We start from the raw sequence: 20,258 nt of genomic DNA, 5'->3' as shown, positions 1-20,258 counted from the left end.
CCCTCGCGGCGCGGGGCCTGGTCCGGATACCCTGCGCGACGTGGCTGACAAGGACGCCTCGGGGAGCCCCGAAGAGCGAGCCCGCCGCGCGTCCCGACGCACGCGGCAAAACCTCGCCGTCGCGACGATCACGCTCGTCGTGCCGATCGCCGTCGCGCTCGCCCTGCTCGCCGAGTCCGAGGCGGGGCTCGTGCGGATCGCCTTCTTCAACCTGCACCTCGCCGAGCCCCGCGGCGCGCTCGCCGTGGGCTTCGGCTTCGGATGCGCGCTCGCCGCGACCGTCGCCCTCACCCGTTTCGTCTCGCAGCGGCGCGCCTCGGCGTCCCTCCTCTGCCTCCCGCCCGCCTTCCTCGCGGCCACGACCCTCGCCGCCTCGATCGCGTGGATGCCGGATCCGCTGGCGAAGATGCCCGATCTCGCGTTCGGCGACCGCGCGCGCGCCGCGGCCTCCGCGCTGATGCTCCGCGCCTCCCTCTTCGATGCGGGCCTGCTCGTCGCTTCGATCTCGCTCGGCGTCGCCGCGCTCTCGCTCCGGCCCGCGCGCGCCACGGCGTCGATCAACAAGGACAAACGCCCCCTCGTCGCGCTCGTCGTCGCCACGCTCTCGCTCCTTTCGGCGGCGCTTGTTGCGCGCCTCCTCGGCAAGGACGACCTCGGCCGCGACGCGGTCGGGAGCTGGGTCGCGGCGCTGCCCGCGGGCATGGGCCTCGTCGCCGTGGTGCTCGGCGCCTCGCGGACGAACCGCGGCGACGGGTATGCCGCCACGCGCCTCCTCGCCTCCGCGTGCGCCGGCATCGGCGGCGTCCTCCTCGCCGCGCTCGCGCCTGCGATGGGCGAGATCATCGCCATCTCGACGCCGGGCGCCCCCCTCGCCGACCTCGGCCGCGCCGCGCGTGGACTCCGCCGCACGACCGTCGAGCTTGCGGCCGCGGGCGCGCTCTTCGCCGTTCCGATCGTCCTCACGACGCTCGTCGCGATGCCGCCGCGTGGCCTCTCGGGCGCCCTCTCCCGCGCGCGCCCCGCGTTGCTCGTGACGTTCCTCCTCGCGCTCGCGCCCGCCCTCTTCGTCCTCCCCACGAACGCCGGGCTCCGCCACATCGAATCACTCGTCGCCGACCAGACCCGCCTCTCCGCGAACCCCGGCGTCACGCTCGCGGACCCGTCCTTGCCCGCGGGCGCGCTCGTCGTGGATCTCGTGAGCCCCTTCCCGACCGAGCTCCCGCCCACGACCGCCGCATCCGTCGTGCTCAGCTGGCAGTTTGCCCCGGCGCGTCGGGAGGATGGCCTGTCCGTGCGCTTCGACGGCCTCGACGAGAGCACGTACGACCTCGTCCTCCACGGCCCCTACCTCAGCGCGCCCCTGCGCGTCTCGCTTCCCGATCCGCGCGTCGGCGCCCGCATCCTCATGCCCGCCCTCCCGCTCGCGCCGCCGCTGCTCGAGCTTGCCGAGCCCCTCCATGTCGATCCCGAGACGGCGGCCCTCTCGCCGCGGATCGGGTACCTCGAGATCGACGCGACGTCGTCCGACACATTCGTCCTCCAGTGGCGTATCGCCGACATCGCCAAGGTGCAGCGCCGCGTGCCCCGCGAGGACGCGATCGCGGGCGGCTTGCGGTATCCGACGCTCACCGCGGCGGCGCACGAGATGTGGACGGCCCACGGCGGCCACCGCGACCCGCAGGACCGGAAGCGTGACCGCGTGATGATCCGTTTGTCGCGGGGCACGTCGCTCGAAAAGGCGCGCGCCGTCGTCGCCGCGGTGCTCTCCCTCGAACGCACGAGGAAGACGCCCCACGGCGAGGAGCGCTCGATCCCGGTGTTCGAAGTGACGGTGGCCGAGCCCCTCGTGCCGCGCGAGCCGATGCAGCTCCCGAGCCCCGCCGCCCCCGAGGATCCGGGGACGGAGACGGAGACGGAGACGACGGAGGCGCCCGAGGTGCTCACGTTCTTCGGCAAACTCGCGCGCGAGGACGCCGACGCCCGGCTCGCCGTCCTCCGCGCCTCGGTCGAGGATTGCTACCGGGACCATGTCGAAGTGCACGGCCCGGAGAGGCTCGAACCGGTGGTCCGGTTCGTCGTGGGAGCGGACGGGTTCATCGGCCAGGTGAACGTCAACGAGCCTCGCCATGGGCTCACCGCGAACGACGAAGAACGCATCGCGCCCTTCACCCGATGCGTGCATCACGCCACGCACCGGCTCACCTTTCCCGAGCCGGAAGACGGCTCTTACGGAGGAATCGTCGTGAAGTTCTCTCTGGGGCCTCTGCCGACGGCCTCGGGCTTTCCCGCGGGCCCGCCCTGATCGGCCCAAGCCGAGGGAATGGTTTCCCTGGAAAAACCTATCCCCCCGCCCCCTGATCCTCCACATTCGGCGGCAGCGCGAATCGTTTCTCCTCGCAACCATACGCCGTCGGGGTCAACTGGATCACCGTGTGCAGCGGCACGCTGATCGACGGACACTCGCTCGGCGGCCGGTCCATCAGGTACGCATAAATCGCCCTGAGCACCGCCTGGTGCGCGATCACCAGCGTCGGCGAGCGCTGCCGTTCGAGCTGGATGATCACCGGATCGAGCCGCTGGATCACGTCCTCGTACGACTCGCCGCGTGGATATCGATATCGGAATTTGTCGGCGCTCCGCGCGGCCCACACGTCCGGCATCTCGATCCGCACCTGGTCGTACGTCATCCCGTCGCACACGCCCGCGTCGATCTCGTCGAGCGCGCGCCACGTCCGCGGCGACCGCGTGATCTTCGTCGCCGTCGAGATCGTCCGCCGCAGCGTGCTCGTCCACACGGCGACCTCCTGATCCCGCGGCGCGTTTTTCCGGACGAACTCCGCCAGATGCTTCGCGTATTCCTCGCCCGCGGGGGACAGCTCTGGATCGCCGCCGATGCGGCCGTGCCGGTTGTAGTCGCTTTGCCCGTGCCGTGTCAGCCAGATCGGGCGCGGCGAGACGTGCAGGTCGATGAGCAGCGGCGCGAGGCGCGCGGGCAGGTAGCCGTGGATCCGGTTCAGGATCACCTGGCGACCGACGTCGATGATCTTGATGTAGCTCTGGTTCGGATCGTCGAGCGTCTCGTACATCGACTCGTAGTGGGCGATGCGCCGCAGGAAATCCTGCGCCGCCGCGTCCGGGTCCATGTCGACGTAGTCCGGCGACTTGAGCTTCGTGTCGCGGACGTTCGCCTCGATCACCGACGAGTCGTTGCAGAACGACTCGATGAAGACGACCGGCAGGCCCTCCTTGCGGCACCGCTCCTCGACGAGGCGCCTGCGCTCCTTCGTGCTGTTCGTCGCGTCGAAGATGCCGACCTCGCCGCCCTCGCGCAGCCACGCGAGCATGTCGTCGAGCGCCGTCATGGCGAGGTCGTGCAGCACCTGCCGGCCTTCTTTGTTCGTCGGCGCGAAGAAATCCGCTGGCTGGCTCGCGCCGATCTGCCGGCGCCGGTAGCTGCCCACGTTGAAGACGCGGGTCGGATGACCGAGCCAGCTCAGGTAACGCGCCACGCGGCGCCCGATGTACGTTTTTCCCCGCGCGGGGAGGCCGACCATGGATAGGACGGTCGTGGCCTTGTCTCGCTCGCCCGGCACCCTTTTGCTCCGTACCCCCGACACGGCACGCTCCATACCGCCCTACGAGGATGAGGGGAAGCACGAACCGCCCATGCCTCTTGCGCGCGCCGTCGCCCACGGCGAACAATGCGCTCCTCCCATGAGCCCCCGCGCCGGCACGACCGACACGAGCCTCCTGCTCGCCGAGGGCTGCAACCTCGCCTGCCCCGTCTGCGACTGCCGCGCCAAGCCAGCGGACGAAGGGACGCGGCAGCGAGAGCTCCGGCGCGGCGGCGGCGTGCTCGAGCTACGCGGAGAAGCTTCACGTCTGAAGGATCTCCGCGCGATCGTGCAGGACGCGCGCGACGCAGGCTGGGGCGCGGTCTACGCGCGGACGAACGGCGTGGCCTACGCCGCGGAGGGCCGCGCCGAGGAGCTCCGCGCGGCGGGCCTCTCGGGGGTCGTGTTTTTCCTCGCGAGCGACCGGCCGGCCGTGCACGACGCGATCGCCCGCGTGCGAGGCGCGTTTTCCGCGGTGCTCGCAGGCCTCCGCGCGATCGCGGCCACGGGGCTCGACCTCGTCTTCGAGATCCCGGTGCTCGATCCATCGATCCAGGACCTCCGCGCGGCGATCGCGCTCCTCGCGAGCGCGGCCCCGAGCGCGCGTCGCGTCCGACTCTACACGCCCTCCGCGCTCCGGCCCGTGGATGGGCGCGCGCCGCGCGAGCTTTCGCCGCCGCGCTGGGATCGGGCGCGGGACGGGCTCCTCGCGGCGATCGGGTTTGCCCGGGAAAAAGGGCTCGAAATCACGCTGACAGAGCGGGACGGGATCCCGCTCTGCGCCGTGGCCACGAAAACCGCCGACGGCGGCGTCGAGGTCCCCGAACGCTTGCTCGCCGATCGCGGCGGCCGCCCGATCCCGCGCCACGCGACCTCCTCGCTCGCCCCTGGCTGCGACGCTTGCGGCGCCTCCCGCGCCTGCCCGGGCACGACGACACTTTACCTCAACACGCACGGCGCCGCGGGTTTGTCCCCCTTGCCCCGCGCCCCGCTCCAGCGGCCACGCGAGCGCTGGGACGAGACCCGAAAAAGCGCGGCGCGCGCGGCGTTTTTCACGGTCCTCCGCCCGACGGTTCATTGCAATCAGGATTGCTGGTTCTGCAGCGCGAACGAGACCTCCCACAACGTCGAGGAGGATCCGGGCCGGATGATGCGGCGGATCGCGCGCCTCGGCCGCACGGGGGTCGAGCAGATCTCCTTCAGCGGCGGCGAACCCACGCTCTCGCGCCACCTCGTCGATTACGTCTCCGTCGCCAAGCGGACCGGCGTGCGCAGCATCGAGCTCGTCACGAACGCGGTGCTCCTCGACAAACCGGAGAAGGTCGACACCCTCGTCCGGGCGGGCCTCACGAACGTCTTCGTCTCGCTGCACGCGCACGACGAGGCGCTCGCGCGGCTGCAGACCCGCAAAATGGGCGACCACGCGCGCACCGTGCGGGCCTTGCACCTCTTCGCGCGCCACGAAGAGCTCCGGCTCGACGTGAACCACGTCGTCTCCGCCCAGAATTACCGGCACCTCGTGCGATTCGTCGAATGGATGCACGCCGAGTTCGGCACGCGCATCGGCATCTCGTTCGCGTACGTCACGCCGCAATACAAGGCCCTCGAACGGCTCGCCGACCACGTGCCACGATTCTCGGACGTCATGCCGTACCTGAAGCGCGCGATCGCGCGGGCGAACGAGCTCGGCGTCGAGGTCGTGGTGGGCTCGCGCCAGGGCGTGCCGCCGTGCCAGCTCGAAGAAATGGCGCCGTGGAGCGACGTGCTCGTCGCCCTGAGCGGCGCGCTGACCGAAGACGCCCCGCAAAAACAAAAAGGCCCGGCCTGCGCCGATTGCCGCTTCGACCTCGTCTGCACGGGCGTCTGGAAGCCGTATGCGGCGCTCTTCGGCACGGGCGAGCTCCTGGCTGTCCCCGGCGAGAAAATCACGCCGGAGAAATGCCTCTCCGAGCCCCGCATCGCGCGTTTCCGGCCCGGCATCGATCGCCTCGACGAGCTCCGTTTCGGCGACGGCCGCATCCCGCGCAGCGACGAGATCCCGCTTCCGGAAGCGCCGCGCGAGCGTGTCCACCTGCCCGTGGCCCCCGCCTCCACGCCGCGCGCCCTCCGTGTCGCGATCCTCGGCACGGGCCGGCGGGGCCTCGCCTTCGCGGAGGCGCTCGCGCAAGCAGGTGGGTTCGTCCTTTCCGGCATCGCCTCCCCGCACGCGCCGGACAAAGATCTGCCGGAGATCGCGGCCGACGTACCCCGCGCGCGCTCGCTCGCCGAGCTCTGCGAGCGTACTGCGATCGACGCGGTGATCGTCGCCACGAGCACGCGGCAGCACGCGGAGATCACGCGCGACGCGATCACGCGGGGACTCCCTTGCCTCGTGGAAAAACCGCTCGGCGCGACGCTCGCCGAGGCCGAGGCGCTCGCTTCCGAGGCGAGCGAGCGCATCACGGTCGCGCAGCAACTCCGCACGGCCGGCGGGCTCGAAGAGATTCTTTCCGTGCTCGGGGATCGAAAAGGGCCCGATCGTCCCGTCGACATCGAGGTCGTTCACCGGGCCACGCCGACCTCGCCCGCGAGCTTGCACGCGTGGTCCCGCACGGCGCTTTACGAGCTCCTGATCCACCTCGGCGACGTCGCGCAGGCCGTGGCAGGCGAGGATCTCCACATCCGAAAAGCCACGGCCAAGGGCGGCGGAAGGCCCGAACGCGTGACCTTGCGCGCGCGCGGCAGTGGTCCTTCGCAGCCCGACGTGACCATCGAGCTCTTGCTCGCCGAGGCCGCGGACGCCCTCGAAGTGCGGGCGCGCCTCGGCGATGGAAGGCGTTTGTCCTGGATACGCTCGGAAGGGCGTGACCTCGTGGAGGTGAGCGACGCCGGCGGCAAACGGACCCGCACGCCGCCGCGCGGAGGCGACCTCGCGCGCCTGCTCGTCGCGTTCCGCGAGAGCGTCGTCCGGGGCGATCGGCCGAAGGTCACGGCGGAGGACGGCGTGCGGGCGATGCGGCTTGCGGCGGAGGCGGTCACGGCGCTGGAAGCCGCGGGCGCGCCGTTCGATCGGGCCGCGGAACCGAAACGTGTGGCCTCGGTTCCGCTCCGGGATCGGGTGGGCTGAGCCCCTTCAAGGCGTGGTCATGCACCGATCCAGCAGTCGATAGCCATTCACGTGCGTCGCCGCCGGCAGCGTGCGCGACACCGTATTCCCGCTCGACCCCCAGCCCCGCCGATAGAGCACGTCATACGTGCCCGACGGCACCTTGCCACCGTAGGTGTTCGGGCTCAGCACGTAGACCCCGGGCGACTGATACTGGTAGCTGTAGCCGCCGATCGCATGCGCGGCCTCCGTGTCCTTCGCCACGAGGAAAATGTCCGCGCCGTCGTAATCGTTGTTCGTCCCCGGCAGCGCCGCGCCCGCGAGCGTGATCGTCCCGCCGACGAGCGACACCGGGATATCGACGTGCAGCGTATTCGCGCCCGCCGAGAGCGTGACATTCGTTGCCAGCAGCCGATAACCATTCACGTGCGTCGCCGCCGGAAGCGTACGCGACACCGTATTCCCGGCTGACCCCCAGCCTCGCCGATAGAGCACGTCGTACACGCCCGCAGGCACCTTCCCGCCGTACGTGTTCGCGCTGAGCACGTACACGCCCGGCGACTGATACTGGTAGCTGTAGCCGCCGATCGCATGCGCGGCCCCCGTGTCCTTCGCCACGAGGAAGATGTCCGCGCCGTCGTAATCGTTGTTCGTCGCCGGCAGCGCCGCGCCCGCGAGCGTGATCGTCCCGCTCACGCTCGCCACCGGGATGTTCACGTCGAGCGTGTTCGTCCCCTCGGTGAGCGTGATGTTCGTCGCGAGCAGCCGATAGCCATTCACGTGCGTGGCCGCCGGAAGCGTCCGCGACACCGAATTCCCGGCTGACCCCCAGCCCCGCCGGTAGAGCACGTCGTACACGCCCGCAGGCACCTTCCCGCCATACGTGTTCGCGCTGAGCACGTACACGCCCGGCGACTGATACTGGTAGCTGTAGCCGCCGATCGCATGCGCGGCCTTCGTGTCTTTCGCCACGAGGAAGATGTCCGCGCCGTCGTAATCGTTGTTCGTCGCCGGCAGCGCCGCGCCCGCGAGGGTGATCGTCCCGCTCACGCTCGCCACCGGGATGTTCACGTCGAGCGTATTCGCCCCCGCCGAGAGCGTGACGTCCGTGGCCAGGACCCGGTAGCCATTCACGTGCGTCGCCGCCGGAAGCGTACGCGACACCGAATTCCCGGCTGACCCCCAGCCCCGCCGGTAGAGCACGTCGTACGTGCCCGCAGGCACCTTGCCGCCATACGTGTTCGCGCTGAGCACGTACACGCCCGGCGACTGATACTGATAGCTGTAACCGCCGATCGCATGCGCGGCCTTCGTGTCCTTCGCCACGAGGAAGATGTCCGCGCCGTCGTAATCGTTGTTCGTCGCCGGCAGCGCCGCGCCCGCGAGGGTGATCGTCCCGCTCACGCTCGCCACCGGAATGTCCACGTTCAGCGTGTTCGCGCCCGCCGAGAGCGTGACATTCGTTGCCAGCAGCCGGTAGCCATTCACGTGCGTCGCCGCCGGAAGCGTACGCGACACCGAATTCCCGGCTGACCCCCAGCCCCGCCGGTAGAGCACGTCATACACGCCCGCGACCACCTTACCCCCATACGTATTCGCGCTGAGCACGTACACGCCTGCCGACTGGTACTGGTAGCTGTAGCCGCCGAGGGCATGCGCGGCTCCCGTGTCTTTCGCCACGAGAAAGATGTCCGCGCCGTCGTAATCGTTGTTCGTCCCCGGCAGCGGCGCGCCCGCGAGCGTGATCGTCCCGCTCACGTTCGCCACCGGGATGTTCACGTCCAGCGTGCTTTGCCCCGTGCCCACGACGACGCCCGTCGCGAGCATCCGGTAGCCATTCACGTGCGTGGCCGCCGGAAGCGTACGCGACACCGTATTCCCGGCTGACCCCCAGCCCCGACGGTAGAGCACGTCATACACGCCCGCGACCACCTTGCCGCCATACGTATTCGCGCTGAGCACGTACACGCCCGGCGATTGATACTGGTAGCTGTAGCCGCCGATCGCATGCGCGGCCTTCGTGTCCCGCGCGACGAGGAAGATGTCCGCGCCATCGTAATCGTTGTTCGTCGCCGGCAGCGGCGCGCCGCCGAGCGTGATCTTTCCGCTCACCACACCCACCGGGATGTCGACGTTGCCCGTACCGGGATGCGTGGTCGCGCAAGCCCCGCCGTCGCATCCGGCCGAGGGCGTGCCCTTGCAGGCGCCCTGCACGTCGCACACATCGCCGCTCGTGCACGAGATGCCGTCATTGCAGGAGGACCCCGGCGACGCGAGCACCATCGGGAACGACTGCGTGGCCTCGTCACAAGCGCCGTAGCTCACGCACGGACTGATGCTCACGGGCTTTTGCGGCACGTTCACGTGCACGCATCCCTCCGCGTCCGCGCCCGACTGAAGCGGCGCGCAGACCTCCGCGCCCGTGCACCACGCCCCGTCGTCGCAGGCCGCATTGCTCGTCGTGTGCGACGCAAGCCCGCCCGCGCACGCGTCGACCGTGCACGCGAACCCGTCGTCCGGCACGTTCGTATCGTCGTTCGTCGCGACGCACCCCGCCGAGAGGTCACACGCGTCGTCCGTGCACACATTGCCGTCGTCGCACACCCGCGGGCTGCCGCCGGCGCAGACGCCCGCCTGGCAGGCCTGGTCCACGATGCAAAGCGACGTCTGGCACGCCGTCCCGTTGGCGAGCGGCGTGTGCTGGCAGCTCCCGCCCACGACCGTATCGACCGTGCACGGGTTCTGATCGTCGCACATGGGCGTGTAGCATTGCGGCATCCCGCCCACGACCTCGCAGGCCTGGTTCATCACGAGGCAGAAATTCGGCGTGCACGGGTCGTCGGTGCACCCGCCGCTCCCGTCGTCGTGATACCCCGGATCGCACGAGCACACGTACGAAGCGCCTTCTCCCGCGCAGACCGTCTTGTTCGGCATGACGCAGGGATTCGGCAAACACGGGTCCGCCGTGCAGCCGCCGTTTCCATCGTCGTGATAGCCGCCCGCCGTATCGCACGTATCGCAGGAAGCCCCGGCAAAGCCATCATCACACGTGCAAACCACGTGGCCACCTTCGACCGCGCACGTGCCATGGCCCGAGCAAGTCGACGGCGTGCAAACCTCGTCGATCACGCAGGCGCCATTCTCTTCGTGATACCCGGGATCACAGCCGCAGACGGGCGACCCTGCTTCGACGGTGCACACGCTCGCGTGCGGGGCCACGCAGGGATTCGGCAAGCAAGGGTCCGTCGTGCAGCCCCCGTTCCCGTCGCTGTGATAGCCCCCCGCGTCGTCGCACGCGTCGCACGCGCTGCCGCTCCAGCCGACGTCGCACGTGCACACGGGCTCGCCCCCCTCGTCGTCGCAGCTCCCGTGACCGCTGCACGTCGTCGGCAGGCACGTCTTATCCTCGACGCAAACGCCGCGCTCTTCGTGCGTGCCGGGCTTGCACACGCACTTCGCGGTGCCCGAGCTCCCGTCGCACACGCGATCGGGCGACATGCACGGATCCGGCACACACGGGTCGGTCGTACAGCCGCCGGCCCCGTCGTCGTGGTAGCCGCCCGCGGCATCACACGACGCGCACGTCGCGCCCGCCCAGCCCTCCGCGCACGTGCAGACGGCCGATCCGCTCGAATCGTCACACGTCCCGTGTTCGCCGCAGGGATTGTTTTGACAGCTCCCCTCGAGCACGCACACACCGCCGTCGGGGTACGATCCCGGCGGACAGCCCGCGTCCGGCTCCGAGGCATCGGGCTCCGTGACGTCGGTCTCTGTGGCGTCGCGCCCGGCGTCGACCGGGCCCGGCGGTATGCCGCCGTCATCGCCGCAGCCGAGGGCCACGAGCGCGAGAAACACGAAGAGCGTGGGGAGCCAACCCGTCGGGGGGCGCTTGCGCATGGCGCGCATCCTATCGGCGTTTTCCCCGGCCCGGAAGAGCGTGCTCGTTCGTTTTCCGAGGAGTCCGCGTCAGGACAGCGTCACGGCGTCGAGCAGCCGGAGGTCGCTCAGGACCAGATTCGCGAGCTTTTGGATCGCCTCGGCATCCTTTCGATCGAAGCTGTCACGCACCCGGCGCACGACGTCGTCCACGGTGCGCTCGCCGTTGCACGAGGAAAGCGTCCGCTCGACGATCTGCAGCGTCCGCTGAATCCCGCGCTCCTCGCGCCCTTCGAGCGGGACCGGGGGACGATAGACCCGCTCGCCGAATGCTCCGAAAAACCGCAGCTCCGGGAGCCGCCAGAACCGGTCCGAGTCCACGTCCGTCGCCACGTAAGCGCTCACCTCGGCGCGCTCCACGCGCGAGTGCGGCCGAAGCGAACGATCGAGCAGCTCGCGCCGCAACGGATCCCCCGCGGCCGATCGATTCTCCAGCCCGTCGAGGGAAATCGCGAGCCCCCGATCCCCGAACGCACACCCGAGGTGCACGAAACGAAAATCCGTCAGAAACCCTGCGGCGAACGTCATGAAGGCGGAGACGTCGTCCCGGTTGATCTCGCGCGCGCCCCGCGCCGAGCTGCCGAGCTCCGCCGCCGTGCGTAGCCATTCGTCGATGCCGGCGACGCCGCGACGGTGGTACCACCAGCGCGCCATCGCGAGAAACCCGCCATAGAGGTCACGGTAAAACGTGGCGTATCCCGCATGGAGATCCTCGACGGAGATATCGGGGTGATGCCACTCCGTGTTGATGGCATTCGACACCGAGAGTCCCGAGTGGTGCGCGAGCAGGATCCCCGACGAGAGGATCGGATCGACGAACGCCGCCGCGTCCCCCGCGAGATACCACCCGGGCCCGGCCGGATTCGCGTGGCTGTACGACCAATCCGCGATCGTGTGCGTGCGCGGCGGCTCCGTCTCGCCCGGCGCGCTCGTTTGCGCCGCCTCGGCCAGCATGTCCTGCATTTCCGGCACGGTCGCGAGCTCCCGGTCGAAGAGCGCAGACGGCTCGTGGGATTGCAGAAACGGCCTTCGCGTGACGAGCCCGACGCTCACGAGGCGCGACGAGAGCGGGATGAACCACATCCAACCCGCCGGCGTCGCGCTGAAAAAGATCTTGGAGCGATCCTCCGCGCCGATGAGGTCTTCGCGCCAGCGAAAACCTTCGTAATAACGGTAAATGGCAAGGTCCCCGAGCGCGTGCACGTCCTTCGACAAACCGAGCCACCGCGAGAGAACACGCGCCTGCCCGGACGCGTCGACGACGAAGTGGCTCTCCCAGGTCGTCTCCGTTCCTTCGTGGGATACCCTGAGGCCGGTGACCCGGTCGCCTTCACGCAGCACCGAATCGACGCTCGCCGGCTGACGAATCTCGACGCCCTGGGCGCGCGCGTGTTCGAGGAGGATGTGATCGTAACGGCTGCGATCGATCTGCCACGCGTAATCGGGCAGCCCCTCGCCGCCGTCACGCACGAGGGAATCGAGCACGCCGGTCGAGAAGACCTCGCTGAAGACGGGCTTGTCGTGCGCCCATTTGTACGTGATTCCCCGCTTCCGCACGAACCCGGCAGCGTCGATGGTGCGGAGCACGCCGAGCCGACGGAGGATCGGGTTCATGTCCGGCAAGGTCGATTCGCCGACGTGGTGCCGCGGGAACGGGGTGCGCTCGAAGAGGACGACCCTTCGATCGGGGTTCGTTCGCTTCAGCATCGTCGCGGCGGTGGTCCCCGCGGGGCCGCCACCGATGACGAGGACGTCGGCGCTCTCTCGGCTCATGGGCGCACGATACGCGGCGTCCTCGCCCCGGCGCAAGCGGGCGATGCGGCGCGTGGACGGGATGCGGAATGCCTTCCTGAACGCGCCGTGAGTGAAGGCCGTCGCCCGAGAACAACCCCCGTCAAGGCGCTCCTAAGGCGCAGCGATTTCCCTCGCAACCTGAGTCCATTCGAGCGTCCGCGCGTTCAGTTCGAATCGGCGCCAGTCAAAGTTTGATGTGTGGACGCGAATGCTGACAGACGGCTCCCATCGGATCACGGGGTTGACAAAGTGTACGTCGGTGCCTTCGGGGGACGGGGTCGTCAAGCATCCAACGATCGGGCTTGTCGCGCGCACGCCGGTTGGGCCGACCCGAAGGAGCCAGTACCCGTAGGTGCCGCACTCGGGGCTCCCTTGGAATAAGGCGGCGAACAGCAAATCCAGTCGCTGTCCGCGGACATGTGTCCCCACGTGCATGAGGTCCTTCCTTAGATGAAGCTCGAGATGGCTACGCGAACACAGCCCACTGGCGGGAGGGGTAGGCGCGTCGCATTGCGGAGGGTACACAATCTCGCTGTCCACGACGATTGTTTCGACGAACTGAGAACCGTGAAAACCTGCGCGAAAGCGAAGGATCACTCGCTTGTCGCCGACAGCAAACTCGATTGGGGGTGCCGGGTCCCCTTTACCGTAGAACCTTCGCGCGACGTCGACAGAATCGGGGCTCCCTCGACGGGGCGGAGCTGATTCATTCGAGGGCACGGAACTGCTCACGGGTTGCGGAGTCGGGTCGGTGCCTTTCGTCGAGGCCACCGGCGGGGCCGGCGCCGACAGCGACCCGGGCGCGGAGCTGCCGCCGCATGCCGTGAGCCCGATCAGAGCAGCCCAGAGCGCCCCGACCCGCCGCGCGCCCGGCGAATCATCCGAACGACGAGACGACGAGCTTGACATGCCCACGAAGATACTCACTCCCGCCCCCGCCCTAAAACTTTTCCTCCCGGAAGACGCTCCCAAGCCCCTCCCGAGGAAACCCCTTCCCCGTCCCCTCCCCTCCCCGAGCCCCACCTGGAAAATTTTTCCTCCTGAAGCCCCCTCCCCCACCCCGAACCCCGCAACCTTTTCCTCGCCCCCTTCACTTCACGAACCGTTTTGCATAACCGTTCCCTCCCGCCCCTCCCTCCCCGAAGCCCCTGTGCAAAACGTTTCCTTCTCCTGTACAGTCCCCCACCTTCCATCCCTACAAACCAACGGAAAGAAACCATGTCAGCCCCCATCGACCCCAAGAAGGCTTACGAAAAGCACCTCCCCGCGGCGCAAGCCCTGCAAGCCGACCAGATCTTGCCCTTCCGCCTCGACCTCGACCTCGCGCTCACGAACGTCACCACCGGCATGCACGTCGCCGCGGCGCACGAGCACGACATCCCCATTCACCTGCCCAAGCTCGACCTCGCCGCGCTCTTCGCCCTCCCCGAGCTCGCAATCGCCACCAAATTCGCCGCGCTCCGCGCCGAGCAGGAGGCGCCCGGCGAATCACTCCTCCAGGCGAAGCTCTCCACCGCCGCCCGCCTGCGCGCACAGCTCCTCTCGTCCGCCAAGGCCCTCGCCTCCAATGGCACGATTCCCCAGGCCGAGGTCGACGCCATCATCGCGGGCCGCGGCGCGCGCGACCGCGCCGAGGATTGTATGTCGCTCGCGGACCTCTTCCGGAGACACGCCCAAGCCATCGCCGGAAAACACCCCGTCACCTCGGCGCAAATCGACGAGGCCGCGGAAATCGGCGCTTTCCTCGTCACCCACCTCAAGCCCGCGGACGCGCCGAAAGCTGCCCCCGCCGCCCCCACCCCCGCCGTGGACATCCGCAATCGATTGGCCACCCTGCTCGTCCGCGCGCACGCCCGCCTCCAGGCCGTCGCCCATTACTTTCATCCCGACAACTGGGAAGAGCTCGCGCCCCCGCTCGGCGCGCGTTCCGTCAAGCGGCCAAAGCCCACGGAGCCCTGATTACGGGCGCGCCCCGCCGCCCCGCCGCCCCGCCCCGACCCCGAGCAAAAGCACGTACACCACCGTCTCCTTCACCTCGTCGAGCTCGCTCTCGAACGCAGACAGGGCGAGCCCGAATACCACCGTGCACACGGCCACGAGCCCCGCCGCCATCGTCTGATCCCGCGTCGGTATCAGATCCCCGAACGCGGCCCGCCATGCGCCGAGCCACCCCGAAGACGACCGTTTCGGGGCAAAATGCGCGAAAAACCCCGCGCCGAACAAAGCTAGCAGCGGGAGTGCAAACAGGTGGTACGACATCCCCCACCAGTAATTGTGCACATTGGTCCGACCGATCGCGCGCCGCAGCGGGTCGGACACGGCCGTGATCCCGACGACCTCCCCCCAGTTGAGCTCCTCGCCGAGCACGAACATCAAAAAAATCGCAATCGCAAGGGCCCAGCCGCGCCCCTTCGCCGCGCGAAAGGCGGCGACGATCCAGGCGCCGATCCCCGCGACGAGCAGCACATGCTGCACATGCTCCAGCGGCCCTTCCTTGGCCGCGAATTCACGCGTGAAGCCCGGCGCGACGAACGTCATCACCATGAAAAGCAGATAGGTGATGCCGACGATCCACGTCACGAGGCGTGAGACCGTATTGGACGAGCCCGCCCGTGTCAACGGCCCGCCACACGAACGAGCCCCCACACCCGCACGTCCACCCGTGGTACACATCGACCCGCCGAACGGCCGCTCCGATGAACCCCGCCGCTCCGTCACGCCCGCCGCGCTCGCATCTCGCCGCCCTCGCCGCGACCGCCGCTCTCTTCCTCGCGCTCGCCTGGCCCGGCGCCGGGTCGCGCGGCGTGGTCGCCGAGGAGGTCCAGCCTTACCTCGAACGATACCATTTCGTCCTCGAGCTCGGCCCCGACCGCCGCCCGAGGCCCCTGCCGCCCTTCGAACAAGGCGCGCCGCCCCGGCCTCGCTGGGTCTCGACCTTTCAATGGCCCGTCGTCGCCTACGACGGCGAGAGCCGCGTCTGGCCCGTGTTCATCCGGGGACATCAGACCGCGCTCGGCAATTATTTCGGAATCCTGCTCGGTCCGCTCCTCGGCGGCGGGATCGCAGGCGTGCAAAGGGCGAGCGTCCTGCTCTGCCTGCCCCTCGTCCTTTTCGCGTACGTCGTCGCGCGCCGCTCGTCCTCGTTCCAGAAAGGCGCTTCCGCCGTCACGCTCCTCGCGCCTGCGCTCGTCGCGCTCACGTTTGGAATCCTCTTTTTCGCGCGCACGGGGTATGCCTTCGAGATTGCGAGCCGGGTGGCGATGCTCGGCGCGGTCACGATCGCCGCGAAACACGCGCCGCTCTCCCGCGGCCGCGCCGTCGCAATCGGGCTCGTCGCCGCGCTCGCCGTGCTCTGCCGCGCCACCATTGCCGTCACGCTCGCGCCCGTCTTGCTCGCTCTTTTCGCGCGCCCCGAGCGGCGAGGCGATTGGCGACGCGCCGCGCTCGTCCCCGCGCTCATGGCGGCCGTGCCCCTCCTCGTCGTGGCGCTCCTGTCGCAGCTCGCGCCTTTCCGCCCGGGAACGGAGCCGCTCGCGGATTTTCGCGTCGGGCGTATCCTCTCGCATCTCGCCGAGATACCGGCGTGCCTGCTCGTGCAAATCGCGTGGCTCGGCGACGCATTGTCGATCTTGGGCCCGCTCCGCACGGGCGCGCCCTTGCCGCTGTCGATCACGAAAGGCATCGTGCTCGGCCTCGCCCCGCTCGTCATCGCCCTCGTGCGGCTGCGGCGCGGCACCGCGGGGGACGGGGAGCGAATGCTGCTCGCGGGGCTCCTGGGGAATGCCGTGCTCGGCGCATTGCTGTACGGCGATCCCATGCAATTCCAGCTCGCGATGGCGCTCGATCCGCTGCTCGCCGTCGCCGTCGCCGAGCAGATCGCGTCCGTGCCTTTCCGGCGGCTCGTCCCGCTCGCCGGCCTCGCGCTCGCGTGGCGCGCGCAGAGCATGGCGATCGGGCTGTGGCAGGATACACGCGTCTCGAATCCGATGTTCAGCGGCCACGCCCAGCGCGCGGTGATCACGAAGCTCGAATCCCTCGGCGCGAAAGGCCCCGATCTCGTGACGACCACCTACAACCAGGCGGGGGTGATCGAGGCCTGGACGAACGGCGCAATCGCCCCGGTGCACGCCTGGCCGGTCTTGATGTTGAATCGCATCATCCAGGACAGGACCACCGCCGAGCGGTTCGGCGACGTGCTGTCGCAATACAGGCCCCGATGGGTGCTGCTCACCGAGGGGGCCAACCTGTACGAGGGGCCGTTCGCCGACAACGAGGAAATCGCCGCGGCGCTGCGGACGGCCGCGGAGAAGAAGGGCGCGCAGATCGATGCGGAATGGACGTTCCCCACGGAGTCCGGCGCGCCCGGCTACCGGCTCGTGTCGCTCGTCTATCCGCGCGAATGAGCGCGGGGGCCGGGCGTCCTCGAAAAACGCTCGACGGCCGCGGCGATGGCGCGCGCGTCGAGGTGGAAGATGAGATCGGACTCCTGGTAGGGGCTGATCGCGCAGCCAGGGCCGCGGGTGGGATGCGGCATTTCGAGGAACGCCCGAACGAACCCGATCTCGCGGCCGTTCGGGTAGGTGGCTTCCTTCGACACGAGGTGGCACGGCACGACGACGCCGTCGGGCAGGACGGTGCCGAAATAACGGCCGGCATGGCAATCGCCGCAATCGCCGAAGGCGGGCCCGCGGCCCAGACGTTCGAGGAACCCCGGCGAAGCCGCGACGGGCAAGCCAGCCGCCCGGGCCCGCCCGAGGTCACGCGCGAGCGCTGCGAGCACGTCGGCCGAGAGCGCGGGATCGAGGCCCCGCGCATGCTCGAAGCAATCCGCGTACGCCGGCTGGAAATACGCCCAGAACCCGTGTTTCTCCGCGAGCGCGAGCACGTCGTCGACGACGGAGAGGTTTTGCCGCGAGAGCACGGTGATGGTGGCGACCGCAATGCCACGGCTCCGCGCGAGATCGATCGCGCCGAGGACCCGCTTGTAGGAGCCACGCTTGCGGCGGACGAGGTCGTGCTGATTCTCCGGCCCGTCGATGGAGACGACCATCATGTCGAGCGAGGAGGCGAGGGCGTCGATGTGCCGGCCGACGAGCCATCCATTCGTGTTGAGCGACGTGAAGAGGCCACGCGATTTCGCGTGCCCGAGGATCGCGAGCGCATCCGGCCGGAGGAGCACCTCGCCGCCGGAAAAACTCGCCCGCGCCATTCCCGCCCCGGCGAGCTCGTCGATGGCGGCGCAGAATTCGTCCTTCGACATCTCGTCGCCGGCCGCCGCGGGGATGTCGCAATAATCGCACTGGAAGTTGCAGCGGTGCGTCAGGATGAACGTCACCGAATACGGGAGCCTCCTCCGCGTGGCGAGCGCAAACCCGAGCCGAGCCGAGCGCTCGATCATCGGGAGGGCTTTTCGGACGGCGCGCGTGATCATGTCGTTTGTCCGAGCCAATAAAGGATCGCGCCGCCCGCGGCGGCCACGCCCCGATGACGTTTCCGCGCCGCGGCAGGATCGCCTCGCCAAAGCGCCGCCGCGGCGCCCGCAGCGAGCACGAGGCTGGCCGCGCGGGCGAGACCGGGCGTCGGCGCGACAGCACGCGCGATCACGGCGAAGGGCACGGCCACGGCCGCGGCCGCGAAACGCGCGCGCTCGGGCCCGAGCCAGCGGGCCGTCGTGAACGCGCCGCCCGCCGCGTCCTCCGTCGCATCGGCAATCTCGTGCAAGAGCTGGTTCTGCACGAGCAGCCCCACGAACGTCGCCGCGAGCAGCTCATACGCGGGCGGCTCCTCGCCCTCGATGACGCAAAGGCCAAGGAGCGGCGCGAAGATCGCCGTGTTCGCGACGAGCCCGAGCACGGGGCGATCCTTGAGCCGCGGCGGCGCGCTGTAGAGCGTCCCCGCCGCGAGGGACACGAGCGTCCGCAAGGAAGCACGCGCGCCGAGCGGCACGCTCACGCCGAGCGCGAGCGCAGCCGAGGCGCCGAGCGCTGCGATCATGAACGATGGCAAGGGCGCGTCGCCCGTGAGGGGGTTTTTCTCGGCCGAAGCATCACTCGCGCGATCGTGGACCGCGTTGAGGCCGTACGCATACGCGAGCGAAAAGGAGGCGGCCGCGAGGCCGAGCGCGCCGCGGGTAAGGCCGCTCTTCGAGCCGAGCGCCGCGCGTGACAGACCGGCGAGGGGCAACACCACGAAATGGGCCCACTGCGGGGCACGGAGCGCGGAGAGCGCGCGGAGAAGCTCCCCGAACCCGTCTGCCCTTGCGTGGGTTTCCATCGCTTGGCGCGGGAGTATACACGGAACGCGGCCCTGGCACATCACCTCCGCCCGGCGTAGTCTCCGCCCCCATGCGTACCCTCCCGGCTCTCGCCCTCGCGGGCCTCTGCTTGCTCCTCGCCCCCCGCGCGCTCGCGGACGGCGATCCCGCGCGCGGCAAGCAGCTCCTTTTCGAGCGCGGATGCGCGGCCTGCCATTCCTTCGACGGCTCCGCGCGCCCCGGGCCAACGTATCTCGGCCTCGTCGGCAAGACACGCAAGGTCACGACGCAGGAAAAACCCCGCGAGATCGTGGCGGACGAGGCCTACATCCGCCGCAGCATCCTCGAGCCGAACCACGACGTCGTCGAGGGATACATGCCCGGCGCCATGCCCGGGCTCGCGATGCGCGAAGGGGACGTCGATCACCTCGTCGCCGCGATCGTCGAGATCGGCGGCGCCCCGAAGCCGGGGCCCGCGAAGGGCGAAAAAGACGGGAGTCTCGGCGTGCTCGCGGCCGCGACGCTCTCCTTCGTGCTCGGCCACATCGGCCTGTCGAGCCTGACCCTCCGCCGCCCGCTCATCCAGAGGCTCAGCGAGAAGGGTTTTCAGGGTGTCTATTCGATCCTCGTCCTCGCGGCGTTCGTCTGGATGATCTTCGCCTATCGCGCGGCGCCCTACGAGGAGCTCTGGCGTGCCCCGGCGTGGACGCGCTTCATCCCGGTCGTGGTCATGCCGATCGCGTTTTTCTTCATGGTCTGCGGGTATTCCACGCAAAACCCGACCCAGATGATGCAGGAAAAGGCGGTGGGCGCGGAGCCGCGGGGGATCGTGCGAATCACGCGCCACCCGGCGTTGTGGTCGTTCGCGCTCTGGGGGCTGGCCCATATCCCGCCGAACGGGGACGTGGCGTCGATCTGCCTGTTCGGCGGAATCGCGTCCCTGGCGATCGCGGGGATGCTGCACATCGACAGCCGCCGCAAGATCGCGCTCGGCGAGGCGTGGGAGCCGTTCGCCGCGAAGACCTCGCTCGTGCCGTTCGCCCGCGGCGGCGTGGGCAAGGCATTCGCTGAAATCGGTATCGTGCGGTTCGTCGTGGCGATTCTGCTCTACGTGGGCATGCTGCACGGACACCGCATGGTGATCGGCGTCTCGGCGATGCCGTAATGGGTCTCTTCTGGGAGGCGCTTCGCTGGGGCGTTGCCCCAGGCCCCACCGGGGCTATCCGCCCCTGGACCCGGGACCAGCGCAAGCGCTGGACCCAGGGTCGATGAACTGCGCATCGCGCAGTTCATCGAACAGGCCGAGTCAAGACCAGGAGCGACCCTGCCGAGCAAGACTGCCGCGCTGCGATTTCGACCGGCAATGCTGTCCCTGGTCTTGCCACCGGCCGGTGGAAGAACTGCGCATCGCGCAGTTCTTCCACAAAAGGTCCAGGGCTTGCCCTGGTTCTGAGCATTGGTCTCATCTTGGGATGCGCTGCGCTGGGGCTTTGCCCCAGGCCCCACCGGGGCTGTCCGCCCCTGGACCCGGACCAGCGCAAGCGCTGGACCCGGGGTCGATGAACTGCGCGATGCG

11 protein-coding genes are annotated in these 20,258 nt (G+C 69.4%); 5 read left to right on the top strand and 6 right to left on the bottom strand.

Annotated features, from left to right (window positions below; translation table 11 throughout):
- Nucleotides 1–40 precede the first annotated feature (40 nt).
- Nucleotides 41–2,302, top strand: coding sequence for a GumC domain-containing protein (locus KEG57_RS39340; protein WP_272425778.1), 2,262 nt, complete (start codon nucleotides 41–43; stop codon nucleotides 2,300–2,302).
- A gap of 37 nt (nucleotides 2,303–2,339) precedes the next feature.
- On the opposite strand, the gene KEG57_RS39335 is transcribed toward KEG57_RS39340, so the two are convergent.
- On the bottom strand, nucleotides 2,340–3,629 hold the full coding sequence (locus KEG57_RS39335) for a 6-phosphofructo-2-kinase/fructose-2,6-bisphosphatase (RefSeq protein WP_272459457.1): 1,290 nt from the start codon (nucleotides 3,627–3,629) through the stop codon (nucleotides 2,340–2,342).
- Between the two features lie 85 nt (nucleotides 3,630–3,714).
- Between KEG57_RS39335 and KEG57_RS39330 the strand changes: the two genes are divergently transcribed.
- Complete coding sequence (locus KEG57_RS39330; protein ID WP_272425776.1) at nucleotides 3,715–6,720, top strand: radical SAM protein; 3,006 nt, start codon at nucleotides 3,715–3,717, stop codon at nucleotides 6,718–6,720.
- 6 nt (nucleotides 6,721–6,726) lie between these two features.
- Here KEG57_RS39330 and KEG57_RS39325 read toward each other — a convergent pair whose 3' ends face one another.
- Together KEG57_RS39325 and KEG57_RS39320 are read right to left on the bottom strand one after the other, a co-directional pair.
- The gene (locus KEG57_RS39325; protein WP_272425775.1) at nucleotides 6,727–10,596 is read right to left on the bottom strand and encodes a calcium-binding EGF-like domain-containing protein; all 3,870 of its coding nucleotides are present in this window, start codon (nucleotides 10,594–10,596) and stop codon (nucleotides 6,727–6,729) included.
- Between the two features lie 69 nt (nucleotides 10,597–10,665).
- Entirely contained in the window at nucleotides 10,666–12,408 is a 1,743-nt protein-coding gene (locus KEG57_RS39320; RefSeq protein WP_272425774.1) for an NAD(P)/FAD-dependent oxidoreductase, read from the bottom strand.
- Between the two features lie 1,239 nt (nucleotides 12,409–13,647).
- Between KEG57_RS39320 and KEG57_RS39315 the strand changes: the two genes are divergently transcribed.
- Entirely contained in the window at nucleotides 13,648–14,388 is a 741-nt protein-coding gene (locus tag KEG57_RS39315; RefSeq protein WP_272425773.1) for a hypothetical protein, read from the top strand.
- Here the strand turns inward: KEG57_RS39315 and KEG57_RS39310 are convergent, their stop codons facing one another.
- Complete coding sequence (locus tag KEG57_RS39310) at nucleotides 14,389–15,009, bottom strand: hypothetical protein (protein ID WP_272425772.1); 621 nt, start codon at nucleotides 15,007–15,009, stop codon at nucleotides 14,389–14,391.
- Between the two features lie 116 nt (nucleotides 15,010–15,125).
- Between KEG57_RS39310 and KEG57_RS39305 the strand changes: the two genes are divergently transcribed.
- Complete coding sequence (locus KEG57_RS39305) at nucleotides 15,126–16,832, top strand: hypothetical protein (RefSeq protein WP_272425771.1); 1,707 nt, start codon at nucleotides 15,126–15,128, stop codon at nucleotides 16,830–16,832.
- Here KEG57_RS39305 and KEG57_RS39300 read toward each other — a convergent pair.
- On the bottom strand, nucleotides 16,817–17,860 hold the full coding sequence (locus KEG57_RS39300; RefSeq protein ID WP_272425770.1) for a radical SAM protein: 1,044 nt from the start codon (nucleotides 17,858–17,860) through the stop codon (nucleotides 16,817–16,819). The two genes, KEG57_RS39305 and KEG57_RS39300, sit on opposite strands and share 16 nt — an antisense overlap.
- The gene (locus tag KEG57_RS39295) at nucleotides 17,857–18,702 is read right to left on the bottom strand and encodes a UbiA family prenyltransferase (protein WP_272425769.1); all 846 of its coding nucleotides are present in this window, start codon (nucleotides 18,700–18,702) and stop codon (nucleotides 17,857–17,859) included. Before KEG57_RS39295 ends, KEG57_RS39300 begins: the two co-directional genes overlap by 4 nt.
- 71 nt (nucleotides 18,703–18,773) lie before the next feature.
- Here KEG57_RS39295 and KEG57_RS39290 point away from each other — a divergent pair, with 71 nt between their 5' ends.
- A complete protein-coding gene (locus KEG57_RS39290) occupies nucleotides 18,774–19,847 on the top strand; it encodes an NnrU family protein (protein WP_272425768.1) in 1,074 nt (357 codons plus the stop codon).
- The last annotated feature ends 411 nt before the right edge of the window (nucleotides 19,848–20,258 follow it).

This window comes from Polyangium jinanense (assembly GCF_028435365.1).
Note: the sequence above shows the minus strand (reverse complement) of the source record. Positions and strands in the feature narration are given on the sequence as shown.

Bases quoted from the DNA above. Each gene is read 5' to 3' on its own strand.
- KEG57_RS39335 (WP_272459457.1), bottom strand. From the start codon at position 3,629: ATGGAGCGTGCCGTGTCGGGGGTACGGAGCAAAAGGGTGCCGGGCGAG.
- KEG57_RS39330 (WP_272425776.1), top strand. From the start codon at position 3,715: ATGAGCCCCCGCGCCGGCACGACCGACACGAGCCTCCTGCTCGCCGAG.
- KEG57_RS39325 (WP_272425775.1), bottom strand. From the start codon at position 10,596: ATGCGCAAGCGCCCCCCGACGGGTTGGCTCCCCACGCTCTTCGTGTTT.
- KEG57_RS39320 (WP_272425774.1), bottom strand. From the start codon at position 12,408: ATGAGCCGAGAGAGCGCCGACGTCCTCGTCATCGGTGGCGGCCCCGCG.
- KEG57_RS39315 (WP_272425773.1), top strand. From the start codon at position 13,648: ATGTCAGCCCCCATCGACCCCAAGAAGGCTTACGAAAAGCACCTCCCC.
- KEG57_RS39305 (WP_272425771.1), top strand. From the start codon at position 15,126: ATGAACCCCGCCGCTCCGTCACGCCCGCCGCGCTCGCATCTCGCCGCC.
- KEG57_RS39300 (WP_272425770.1), bottom strand. From the start codon at position 17,860: ATGATCACGCGCGCCGTCCGAAAAGCCCTCCCGATGATCGAGCGCTCG.
- KEG57_RS39295 (WP_272425769.1), bottom strand. From the start codon at position 18,702: ATGGAAACCCACGCAAGGGCAGACGGGTTCGGGGAGCTTCTCCGCGCG.
- KEG57_RS39290 (WP_272425768.1), top strand. From the start codon at position 18,774: ATGCGTACCCTCCCGGCTCTCGCCCTCGCGGGCCTCTGCTTGCTCCTC.